This window comes from Brachybacterium epidermidis (assembly GCF_015209585.1).
Classification (GTDB): domain Bacteria; phylum Actinomycetota; class Actinomycetes; order Actinomycetales; family Dermabacteraceae; genus Brachybacterium; species Brachybacterium epidermidis.
Window position 1 is genome coordinate 101,063 of record NZ_JADEYR010000009.1, and the last position, 11,867, is coordinate 112,929.

Genomic DNA, 11,867 nt, shown 5'->3' on the forward strand with positions numbered 1-11,867 from the left:
CATGGATCACGCGACGACGCCCGCCCGCCTCAGCTACGACGAGAAGACCCTCGATCTGCCGCGCATCGACGCCGTGGAGGGCAATCCGGGCATCGGGATCGGGCCGCTGCGCAAGGAGACCGGCGCGGTCACCTACGACCCCGGTTTCATGAACACCGCCAACACCACCTCGGAGATCACCTACATCGACGGTGACGAGGGGATCCTGCGCTACCGCGGCTACCCCATCGAGCAACTCGCCGAGCACTCCACCTACCTCGAGGTGGCCTACCTGCTGATCCACGGCGAGCTGCCCACCCGCGGCCAGCTCGACAACTTCTCCGCCCAGGTGGAGCGCCGCACCCTGCTGGACGAGCGCTTCCGTCGGCTGTTCGACGACTACCCGCGCGATGCCCACCCGATGGCGGTGCTGCAGGCCGGCGTCTCCGCGCTGTCCACCTTCTACCAGGACTCCCTGGATCCCTTCGACGAGGAGCAGGTGCGGCTGTCCTCGGTGCGGCTGCTGGCCAAGATGCCCACGATGGCGGCCTACGCCCATCGCATCGCGCAGGGCCACGCGCTGCTGTACCCGGACAACCGCCTCTCCCTGATCGAGAACTTCCTGCGCCTGACCTTCGGCTTCCCGGTCGAGGAGTACATCGCCGACCCGGCCGTGGTGCGGGCCATGGAGCAGCTTCTGATCCTGCATGCGGACCACGAGCAGAACTGCTCCACCTCCGCGGTGCGCCTGGTGGGCTCGGCCCAGGCCAACCTGTTCACCTCGATCTCGGCCGGCATCGGCGCGCTGTCCGGCCCTGCGCACGGCGGCGCCAATGCCGCGGTGATGGAGATGCTCAACCTGATCCGCGACGAGGGCATCGACCCCCGCGACTACATGGAGAAGGTGAAGAACAAGGAGGACGGCATCCGGCTGATGGGCTTCGGCCACCGGGTGTACAAGAACTACGACCCCCGCGCCCGCATCGTCAAGAGCATCGCCGACACCGTGCTGGAGCGCCTGGGCGTCAACGACGAGCGCCTGGAACTGGCGATGAAGCTCGAGGAGATCGCGCTGAACGACGACTACTTCGTCGAGCGCAAGCTGTACCCGAACGTGGACTTCTACACCGGCATCATCTACAAGGCGATGGGCTTCCCCACCCAGATGTTCACGGTGCTGTTCGCGATCGGTCGCCTGCCCGGCTGGATCGCGCAGTGGCAGGAGATGATCCACGACCCGGACACCAAGATCGGCCGCCCGCGCCAGATCTACACCGGCCACCCCGAGCGCCCGTACCAGGCGATGGAGGAGCGCACCGGCACCAGCGAGCTGCGCCTGGCGGAGCTCAAGGCCGAGATCGACAAGCGGGGCTGAAGCCGGTCCGATCGGCTGGACGGGCCCACACGCCCCGATGCAGAGGCCCGGAGTGCTCGCAAAAGCTCGAGACGGTGTCGAGACCGTGAACGGTTGAAGAACATCACGTTGACGCGCGGTCCTCGCCCCCCCTCCTGGTAGCTTCATCCCACGTCGGGTGACCGGCTTGTGGATCCAACAGGACAAAGGGGTTTGTTGTGATGTCTGTACCGAAGACAAGAACCCCGAGAGATACTGCAAGTAGATTGACAGATCGTTATGGTGCATAACCTCGCGAGCCGAGCCAGCCGGGTCAACGTGAAGACCAGGCTGGCTCGGTTCACCTCGCGATGGCGCTGCGACCTGCTCGTCGTCGGTGTGGTGCTTCTGATGAGCATCACCTCGGTGCTCACAGGCCTTGTCTCAGCTGTTGAAACGGACTCGACTTTTCCCCGAGGTGCTCAGCTGACGCTCATCATCCGGGGCGCACCACCGGGAGTCACACCGGAAACGCTCACTGAGGAGTTCCGTGAGCTGCGGCCCCAGTTTGTTGAGAGCTCCCTGCACGGAGAGATCATTCACGCGCCGTTGGAGACGGAATCCGGATCAGAGCTCACCTGGCAGCTTCCCCTGGGCCGCAGCACAACGCTTTCCGCGGGCACGTACCCCGATTCCGCCACTGGCGTGATGACCCTGCAGGGAGACATCGCAGAGATGGCGCAAGTGGTGCGCAGCCTCAACGAGCAAGGGTATGAGACCATCGCGACCATCCGTACCACTGCGACTGACCTTCCGCCGTGGATGGCGCCACCTCTTGGGCCGATCACCTTTCTCGCCTTCCTCTGTGCCGTCGGTTCGACAACTCTGCTGCACCTGAACCGGCGAGTTGCAGCAGCCGCGATCGATCAGACCTTGGGGCGCCGCCGCCTTGCGGCTCGAGGGCGCGATGGACTCGCCCTGGTCTGCTGGGCTTTGGCAACGACGATGGTGGTCGGAGCGGTTGCCATAGCAGCAGTGGGATTCTTCTCCCCTTCAGCGCTTCGCGCCACAGGTTTCGTTCCTCTGCTGATTGCCACGCTGCTTCTGCAGTGGGGCGGAATCGTGAGCGCCATGGCGGCGGCAGTCGTTGTCAGCGAGGTCACGGCTGCGCCGCTGCTGGAACGGTTGCACTCCGTGGCTTCACAGCAGGCGATCATCGCCGCTTCCGCAGCGGCGCTGGCACTGTTCACTGGAACTGCCCTGGTGATTACTCCGGTGATGGTGAACGTCGTTGACCAGTTGCGCTCCTCGGCGCGGGTCGGCGAGCAGTGGGAGAACGTCCCGGACGTCACCTCGGTGAGCCTGTTCGCTCTGGCCGAGCCAGAACTGCAGGCATCCGCTCCCAGTGTCCGTCAGCTTGTCCTCGAGAGCTCACTGGCCGGAACCGCTGTGCTCAACGATCCTGACGATGAGTGCGAGATGGCTGCCGCAGGCCTCGGCGGCGACTGTGTTCTGCACCTCAATGACACTTTCTTCTCGCTGTCCGGCCAGAAACCGGAGCAGTTCGGACTGCCTGAAGTTGCTCAATCAGAGCTGATCGTTGCCATTCCGCGATCCCGGGCGATGGACAGCGATCAGATCACGCACACCGCACAGGAATGGGCTGGCTTCGAGTCTCGCGCCGACTGTGAAGTCACTGGTGATGGGTGCACGGATATCCCCGCACCTCCGACTGTTCGGGTCGTGACCTATGAGGATGGGTTCACTCTGGAGTCATTCACGGCGAACTCAAGTTTGCACGGTGGTCCTGCCGAGTATTCGAATCCGGTTCTGTACTACTACTCATTGAGTTCGCCCTGGTTGTCGACCGTGAATACCATCGGTGCCATTTCTGGTGGAGGGATATCCTTCATGCAGAGTGCCGAGGTCGTGCGTGAGCAATGGGTCGGTGCAGGGCTGCGCGACCTCGTGGCAGACGTAACTTCCTCACGGGAATCGGCATTGGTGGCCGCCCAAAGGCTGCGGAACGAAGCGCTGGTGAACGGCACACGAGTTCTGATCGCTCTCGCCGTGTCGGTCGTCTCCGTCGTGCTGCTGGCAGCGGCTGAGTGCCGCCGCCAGCACGATCGCCTGCTGGCAGCATTCGTGCTGGGCCGCAGGTGGTTGTCCCGGCACTGGCGATTCCTCAGCCTGGCTGGAGCATCCCTGGCGGCCGGGCTGGGAATGGCGGTGACACTGCGTGGCACTGATCGAGGCAGCGACTGGGTGCTGTGGGCGATCTGTCTAGGAGTGCTGATGACCCTCGCTGCTTTAACGGTGTCCCGGTTCGATCGCAGGATCTGCGGCGATTCGGTCAAGGAGAGATGAGATGGCTGATAAGACGGTGGCTCTCACAGCTGAGAACCTGTCCAAGAGCTTCGGCAGCCGCGGCCTCTGGGAGGGATTCAGCCACCGCTTCGACGCCGGCAGTCTCACCATCCTCTCCGGTCCGAGCGGATGCGGCAAGACCACCCTGCTGAACTGCCTCAGCCTGCTGGAACGGGTGGATCAGGGGCGGCTCCTGCTGGGTGAGGAGGTGATCTCCCCGTCCATGCGTCGGCGGCTGTACCGCACGACCTTCGGGTTCCTGTTCCAGAACAGGGGACTGGTGGAGCAGGACACCGTGGAGCGGAACCTCAGGCTGTCGCCGCAGCTCAGCGGAATCCCCCGCAAGGAGGCCGCCCGTCGAATCGACGAGGCCCTGGAGCAGGTTGGTGTGCTCACGCAGAAGAACGACCCCGTCTTCCAGCTCAGCGGCGGTGAGTACCAGCGTGTGGCTTTCGCTCGGCTCATCGTCCACGGGGCGCGGGTCGTATTCGCCGATGAGCCCACGGCCTCGCTCGACGACGGCAACGCCCGGAGGGTCATCGAACTGCTGCGCGAGCATGCGGACGGCGGTGGCATCGTCATCTGCGCGACCCATGACGCGGCAGTGCTCGCGGCTGCTGACGGGACAGTCGACGTCTCGTCGTTCGCGACGCAGGCCACTGCTCGCTGAGACCCCTCGCAGACCCCGGGATGTGAGGCGTCTCATGTGAGCCACGCCGCAGGTCAGGGGCCATTTTCCGGGACCTTCTGCCTCGGAGGTGTCAGGACCTGGCCTTATGGTGGTGTCAACCCAGGAGGGCCGTGCGCCGACCGGCTCTCCGGCACCACGAGGAGGATCAGATGACGTCCGCCACCACCGAGCGCCCCACCGATGCGGTTGCAGGAGGTGACGCGTGGGAGGGCTTCGAGCCGGGTCCCTGGCAGGAGTCCATCGATCTGCGCGACTTCATCCTGCGCAACTACACCCCGTACGAAGGTGATGCCTCGTTCCTCGCCGGCCCCACCGAGAAGACCCTGAAGGTCTGGGATCACCTGGAGAAGAACTACCTCTCCGAGGAGCGTCGCCGCCGCGTCTACGACGTCGACACCAAGCCCCCCGCCGACATCGATGCGTTCCCGGCCGGATACATCTGCCCCGAGGACGACGTCATCGTCGGTTTGCAGACCGACGTCCCGCTCAAGCGCGCCATGATGCCCAACGGCGGCTGGCGCATGGTCGAGACCGCGATCAAGGAGGCCGGCAAGGAGCCGGACCCCGAGATCAAGAAGGTCTTCACGAGGTACCGCAAGACGCACAACGACGGTGTCTTCGACATCTACACCCCGCGCATCCGCGCTGCCCGCTCCAGCCACATCATCACCGGTCTGCCGGACGCCTACGGCCGCGGCCGCATCATCGGGGACTACCGTCGTCTCGCCCTGTACGGGGCGGACTTCCTGATCGCCGAGAAGATGGCCGCCAAGGACGCCGTGGCGGACCAGCCCTTCAGCGAGCACTGGGCCCGCTACCGCGAGGAGCACTCCGAGCAGATCAAGGCTCTCAAGAAGCTCGTCACCCTGGGTGAGATCTACGGTCTGGACCTCAAGCGTCCCGCCGCCAACGCGCAGGAAGCGGTGCAGTGGACCTACATGGCCTACCTCGCCTCCGTGAAGAGCCAGGACGGCGCCGCGATGTCCCTCGGCCGCCTCTCCGCGTTCCTGGACGTCTACTTCGAGCGCGACCTCAAGGCCGGGAAGATCACCGAGTCCGACGCCCAGGAGATCATCGATGCGCTGGTGATCAAGCTGCGCATCGTGCGGTTCCTGCGCACCATCGACTACGACCAGATCTTCTCCGGTGACCCGTACTGGGCCACCTGGTCGGACGGCGGCATGACCGAGGACGGCCGCTCGCAGGTCACCAAGACCTCGTTCCGCCTGCTTCAGACCCTGCGCAACCTGGGGCCGGCCCCGGAGCCGAACATCACCGTGTTCTGGGATCCGAAGCTGCCCGAGGGCTACAAGGAGTTCTGCTCGGCCATCTCGATCGAGACCTCCTCGATCCAGTACGAGTCCGATGAGCAGATCCGTGGCCGCTGGGGTGACGACGCAGCGATCGCCTGCTGCGTCTCCCCGATGAGGGTCGGCAAGCAGATGCAGTTCTTCGGCGCTCGCGTCAACGCCGGCAAGGCTCTGCTGTACGCCATCAACGGCGGTCGCGACGAGATCAGCGGCAAGCAGGTCACCGAGGAGGGCGAGTTCACGCCCGTCCAGGGCGACGGCCCGCTGGACTTCGACGACGTGTGGGAGAAGTACGAGCACATGCTCGACTGGGTGGTCGGCACCTACGTCGAGGCGCTGAACATCATCCACTACAGCCACGACAAGTACGCCTACGAGTCGATCGAGATGGCGCTGCACGACAGCGAGATCGTGCGCACCATGGGCTGCGGCATCGCGGGCCTGTCCATCGTGGCGGACTCCCTGTCGGCCATCAAGCACGCCACCGTCACCCCGGTGCGTGACGAGACCGGCCTGATCGTGGACTACATCACCGAGGGCGAGTTCCCCCGCTACGGCAACGACGATGATCGCGCCGACGACATCGCCGCGACGATCGTGCACACGGTGATGCAGAAGATCAAGGAGATCCCGATGTACCGGGATGCCATCCCCACCCAGTCGGTCCTGACCATCACCTCGAACGTGGTGTACGGCAAGGCCACCGGCTCCTTCCCCTCCGGTCACCAGAAGGGCACCCCCTTCTCCCCGGGTGCGAACCCGGAGAACGGCGCGGACTCCCACGGGATGGTCGCCTCGATGCTGTCGGTCGGCAAGCTCGACTACAACGACGCGCTCGACGGCATCTCGCTCACCAACACCATCACCCCGCAGGGTCTGGGACGCACCAAGGACGAGCAGGTCAAGAACCTGGTCGGCATCCTGGACGCCGGCTTCGTGATGGACGACGACTGCACCCTGACCAATTGATCACCCCGATCATCAACCGTCGAACTCAACCACTCGAGGAGAAACCGATGTCTGCCAAGACCTACGCCGAGCGCCTGGAGTCCATGAAGGCCAACCGGGCCGCCAACAACATGGAGTCCGGCCTGTTCCACGCCAACATCAACGTCCTGAACAAGGACACCCTGGTGGACGCGATGGAGCACCCGGAGAACTACCCGAACCTCACGGTCCGTGTCTCCGGCTACGCCGTGAATTTCGTGAAGCTCACCCGCGAGCAGCAGCTGGACGTGCTGGATCGCACCTTCCATCAGAGCGCCTGAGCGACGCCCTGCATCGGAGCGCCATCACGGCGCCATGACCACCGGCGGCGCCGGGCGGGACCCCGCCCGGCGCCGCCTGCACGACGAGCAGTGCCGACCGGGGCCGAGGACCTGGTCGGACGAGGGAACGGAGCGACATGGGCGAGAGCATCGACCTGCGACTGGGCACCCCGATCGAGAACCGACGCACCGGCGCGGGGATCGAGGGCATGGCCGAAGCGGAGCTGGAACGCTCCCAGCGGCTGGCCGCGATCCGCGAGGGCCGCCTGGCCTCGATCCACTCCTGGGAGCTGGTGACCGCCGTCGACGGCCCCGGCACTCGGCTGACCGTGTTCTTCTCCGGCTGCCCGCTGCGCTGCGTGTACTGCCACAACCCCGACACCATGGAGATGCGCCGCGGGCAGGACGTCCAGCTCGAGGAGCTGGTGCGCCGCATCAAGCGGTACCGCCGCGTGTTCTCCTCCTCCGGCGGAGGCATCACGCTGTCCGGCGGTGAGGTGCTGATGCAGCCGGCCTTTGCCCGCAACGTGCTGCAGGCGGCCAAGGAGATGGGCGTCCACACCGCGATCGACACCTCCGGCTACCTGGGCGCGGTGGCCGACGACGCCTTCCTCGACAACGTGGACCTGGTGCTGCTGGACGTCAAGAGCGGCACCGAGGAGTCCTACAAGGCACTCACCGGCCGGCCACTGCAGCCCACGCTCGATTTCGGCAATCGCCTGGCCGCTCGCGGCACCACCGTCTGGATCCGCTTCGTGGTGGTTCCCGGCTGGACCGACTCGGAGGAGAACGTCGAGGCGATCGCCGAGAACATCGCCCCGTGGAAGCAGGTCGTGGAGCGTGTCGAGGTGCTGCCCTTCCACAACATGGGGCAGGACAAGTGGGACGCGCTGGGCATGGAGTACAAGCTGCGGGACGCCCAGCCCCCCTCGAAGGAGACCGTGGAGCGGGTGCGCGAGCAGTTCCGCGCCCGCGGGTTCATGACGTACTGACCAGCACCACGACGCGGTCGGGGTCCCCGCCGTCGATGTTCCCCCAGGCATCGGCCTCCTCGCCGCGCGCGGCGCGGTCCCATACGCGCCCCTGGTAGCTCACCTGCACCACGCCGTCCTCGGCGGCGCGGGCCACCGCCCAGTTCGCCATGGTCCATCCCAGCGATTCGTCCCCACCCACGTCGATCACCAGCGCGGTGGCACCGGCCCCGGCGGGGACCGTCGGCGCCACGGTGCCGGCGTCGGCCAGGGTGCTGGTGACCCGGCCCGCCTCGCTGAGGCGAGGGAACTGGCGCTTCAGCTCGCTGCGCACGCCCTCGGGGGAGAAGGTGCCCTGGGCCTGCGCCAGCGTGCAGCGCAGGTTCGGGCCGCTCTGCCCGGTCAGGGCCGAGGCGTAGAGCCGCCCCTCGGTCTCGTGGTCGCGGTAGGCCTGCGGGAACCCGCTGCGCTGGACCTCCTGGGCGACGTCGTTGATGTCCCCGGACTCGTAGCCGTCGATGGTCACCAGCACGTCGTAGAACGCGTTGGTGGAGTACACCGGGTCCATGATCTGCTCCTCGGTGCCCCACCCCTGGGAGGGGCGCTGCTGGAACAGGCCCAGGGAGTCCCGGTCCCCGTAGTCGATGTTGCGCAGCTGGGATTCCTGGTACGCCGTGGCCAGGGCGATCGACGCCGCGCGGGGCGGCAGCCCGCGATCCACCGCAACCGCGCTGATCAGAGCGGCGTTGGCGACGCGGTCCACCGTGTAGCGGTGGCTGGTGCCCAGCCCCGTCGCGGTGCAGGTGCCCTCGCCCAGCGGCGATCCGTAGCGCTGCAGCGCCACATAGGAACCTCCCGCGATGCCGACGAACAGCAGCACCAGCGTCAACGGCAGCACCAGGTGGCGCCCCAGGGGGCGCCTTCGGCGGCGCGGTTCGCGACCTGATGTGCGGCGGCCCCCGGGGGCGCGGCGGGAACCGCGGGCCACGTCAGTTCGCGTGCAGGGCCGAGTTGAGCTCGACCGTCTGCCCCTGGCGGGCCACCGCCTCCACCGCGCCGGTCAGCGAGTTGCGGCGGAACAGCAGGTTCGGGACACCGGAGAGCTCACGGGCCTTGACCACGTGGGGATGGTCGCTGCCGGCCTCGCCCTGCGCCGTGTCACTGCCGGCCTCATCCGGGGACTGGCCCTTCTCGCCCACCAGCACCACCTTGGTGCCCGCGGTGACGTACAGGCCGGCCTCGATCACGCAGTCGTCGCCCAGCGCGATCCCGACGCCGGCCTCAGCGCCCACCAGGGAACGCTTGCCGATGCGCACCCGCTGGGTGCCGCCGCCGGACAGGGTGCCCATGGTGGAGGCGCCGCCGCCCACGTCGGAGCCGTCGTCGACCACCACGCCCTGGGAGATGCGGCCCTCGATCATGGAGGTGCCCAGGGTGCCGGCATTGAAGTTCACGAAGCCCTCGTGCATGACGGTGGTGCCGTCGGCCAGGTGGGCACCCAGCCGCACGCGGTCGGCGTCGCCGATGCGCACCCCGGCGGGGACCACGTAGTCGACCATGCGGGGGAACTTGTCCACGCTGTACACGGTGGGAGTGCGACCGGCGGCGATCAGCCGCAGGCGGGTCTCCTCGAAGCCGCTCACGGCACACGGGCCCTCGGAGGTCCACACCACGTTGGTGAGCACCCCGAACACGCCGTCCAGGCTCTGCACGTTGGGCTCGATCAGGCGATGGGAGAGAAGGTGCAGGCGCAGGTAGGCGTCGGCGGTGTCGGCCGGGGGAGCGGCGAGCTCTATCGCCCGTACCACGACCTCGCGGGTGGTGCCGCGCACCTCGTCGTCCTGCGCCGCGGCGGAGAGCTGGGCGTGCAGCGGGTGCGACTGCGGATCCTGCGGAGCCTTGCCGAGCTGGGGGGAGGGGTACCAGGCATCCAGCGTGCTGCCGTCGGCGGCGAGGGTGGCCAGGCCGATCCCCCACGCGTGGGTGGGGGAGGAGACGGTGCCGGCCTCGGCAGAGGTGGCGTCGGCGGTGGTGCTGGGCGTGCTGGTGGCGGTCTCAGGCGTGGTCATGCCGCGATTCTACGGGCGGGTCCTGACCATCAGCGCGCGGGGAGGCAGCGGGGTTCCTTCGGCGGCTCTGGTGGGGTTCCTTCGGCGGCTCTCGCGGGGCTCTTCCGGCGGCTGTCGTCGGGGTTCCTCCCCTGGGGGTGGTTGTCCCCATTGCGGGGGCCCGGGCTTGGTTTGTCGGTGGGGGTCCATAGAGTAGGTGCCAGATCAAAAGGCCTGGTCACCGGCCAATCGAAGCCAGTAGCAGGACCCACGAGATGCCAGGAGAGAAAGGGGGTGGGTGTGGTGGCGTCGTTCCGGTTCGAGAACGGGGAGTTGATCGAGGAGCCCCCACGCGCCCCGCGCCCCCGCTACGCCCCTATCACCTCCCCAAGCCCCCGGTCCCGCCCGCGGACCAGGTGCGGGCCCGTCACCCCCTGACCCCGCAGAGCGTGGCTGAGCGGGGCGGTGCGGTGCCGGGCACCGTAGAGGCTGATACCGCAGTGCGGTTGCTGGCCCTGCAGCGTGAGCAGTCCCGTGAGCATGCCCGGATGCTGCGGGAGCTGGCACCGTTGTGGATCGCGCCCGCGAACGACGAGGAAGCAGCCGATGACCGGGCCGAGTCCGCTGTGGTGGCCGCTGTCGCCCTGCGCACCACCACCAGCCACGCTTCGACCTTGATCCGCCAGGCCCACACTGCTGTGCATCATCTGCCGGCCCTGTTCGCCCGGCTGGAGGCCGGGGACCTGCCGGTGGAGTGGCACCAGCGGATCCTCCGCACCACTAGGGAGTTCACTCCCGCCCAGCTGGCGGAGGTGGATCAGCGGGTATCGGCCTGGGATCTGGCCTCGATCCCCGTCCAGCGGTTCCGTCGTGAACTGCGTGTCCTGGTGGCCTGGCTCCACCACGCAGGTGAGACCACCCCACGGCCGGAGGATCAGCGCGAGGTCGCTCTGGAGGGCTCCCCGGTCGATGACGGCACCGCCACCGTCCGCATCACCGGGCCCGTCCCGGAGATCCTCTCCCTGTCGCGGCGCCTGGATGCCAGCGCCCGCGCCATCCAGGACCAGCAGCGCCACGCCCTTGCCGACGGCGCCCCGATCCCCTTCGATCCCGACGGGCAGGCCGCCGCCACCGGTGCGCCGCTGACTCTGGGGGCGCTGCGCTACGCGATCCTGACCCGTAGTGTGCTGGAGACCGGGGGGATCGAGGTGCCTGGTGAGCGGTTCCGGATCAGCGTGATGGTGCCGGTGATGACCCTGATGGGCCACTCCGATGCGCCCGCCCTGATCGATGGCACCATCCCGATCCCCGCCTCGATGGCCCGCATGATCGCGGCGGGGGAACCGTTCTGGCATCGCATCCTCACCGACCCTGTGACCGGCGCGCACATCCCCGCGACCACCACCAGCTACCGGCCACCCGCATCGATGCTCGAACAGCTCCGGATCCAGCACCCCGTATGCGCGGTGCCGGGCTGTATCCGGTCCTCCACCTCCCGCGCCGAGGCCGACCACATCACCGAGTACGACCACACCGACCCCACCGCCGGTGGCCAGACCTGCGTCGCGAACCTGCACCTGCTGTGCTTCACCCACCACCGGCTGAAGACCCTGGGCAGGATCGACCCCGTCCGCGGACCCGACGGCACCACCCACTGGAGAATCGGCACCACCACAGGAACCAGCACCACCACTGGAGCCAGCACCGGGCGCCCCCGCGCCGCGGCGTCGATCCCCGCCAACCGCGACCTGACCACCCCCCTGCTCGCCCAAGCACTCCACGACGCCTGGAGCCAGTACCAGTGGGGCCTCGAACTGACCGCCCTGGACCGCAACGGCACCCTCGACCAACTCCACCACCCCGACCACCCCGACCACGACGACACCGACCACCACCGCAC

General features: G+C 67.5%; 9 protein-coding genes. 7 read left to right on the plus strand and 2 right to left on the minus strand.

The features are described from left to right. The first annotated feature begins 1 nt into the window (after window position 1). From IOE58_RS09490 to pflA, 6 genes are all read left to right on the plus strand, one after another. Window positions 2-1,354 carry a citrate synthase gene (locus IOE58_RS09490; RefSeq protein WP_193866146.1) on the plus strand — a complete coding sequence of 451 codons (1,353 nt, stop codon included), beginning with the start codon at window positions 2-4 and terminating at the stop codon, window positions 1,352-1,354. 297 nt (window positions 1,355-1,651) lie between these two features. Further along, window positions 1,652-3,679 carry a hypothetical protein gene (locus tag IOE58_RS09495; RefSeq protein WP_193866147.1) on the plus strand — a complete coding sequence of 676 codons (2,028 nt, stop codon included), beginning with the start codon at window positions 1,652-1,654 and terminating at the stop codon, window positions 3,677-3,679. A 1-nt stretch (window position 3,680) separates the two neighbouring features. Next, complete coding sequence (locus IOE58_RS09500) at window positions 3,681-4,349, plus strand: ATP-binding cassette domain-containing protein (protein WP_193866148.1); 669 nt, start codon at window positions 3,681-3,683, stop codon at window positions 4,347-4,349. 170 nt (window positions 4,350-4,519) lie between these two features. Continuing rightward, a complete protein-coding gene (locus tag IOE58_RS09505; RefSeq protein ID WP_193866149.1) occupies window positions 4,520-6,649 on the plus strand; it encodes a pyruvate formate lyase family protein in 2,130 nt (709 codons plus the stop codon). 47 nt (window positions 6,650-6,696) lie between these two features. After that, complete coding sequence (grcA2, locus tag IOE58_RS09510) at window positions 6,697-6,948, plus strand: autonomous glycyl radical cofactor GrcA2 (protein ID WP_193866150.1); 252 nt, start codon at window positions 6,697-6,699, stop codon at window positions 6,946-6,948. Between the two features lie 137 nt (window positions 6,949-7,085). Beyond that, a complete protein-coding gene (gene pflA, locus IOE58_RS09515; protein WP_193866151.1) occupies window positions 7,086-7,940 on the plus strand; it encodes a pyruvate formate-lyase-activating protein in 855 nt (284 codons plus the stop codon). Here pflA and IOE58_RS09520 read toward each other — a convergent pair. Together IOE58_RS09520 and dapD are read right to left on the minus strand one after the other, a co-directional pair. Beyond that, window positions 7,927-8,817 (minus strand): hypothetical protein, encoded by an 891-nt coding sequence (locus IOE58_RS09520; protein ID WP_193866152.1) that lies wholly within the window; start codon window positions 8,815-8,817, stop codon window positions 7,927-7,929. The genes pflA and IOE58_RS09520 overlap by 14 nt on opposite strands. 91 nt (window positions 8,818-8,908) lie before the next feature. Next, on the minus strand, window positions 8,909-9,988 hold the full coding sequence (dapD, locus tag IOE58_RS09525) for a 2,3,4,5-tetrahydropyridine-2,6-dicarboxylate N-succinyltransferase (RefSeq protein WP_193866153.1): 1,080 nt from the start codon (window positions 9,986-9,988) through the stop codon (window positions 8,909-8,911). A 428-nt stretch (window positions 9,989-10,416) separates the two neighbouring features. Between dapD and IOE58_RS14660 the strand changes: the two genes are divergently transcribed. After that, window positions 10,417-11,867: DUF222 domain-containing protein (locus IOE58_RS14660; RefSeq protein WP_193866154.1), on the plus strand; the 1,451-nt coding region annotated here is incomplete at its 3' end.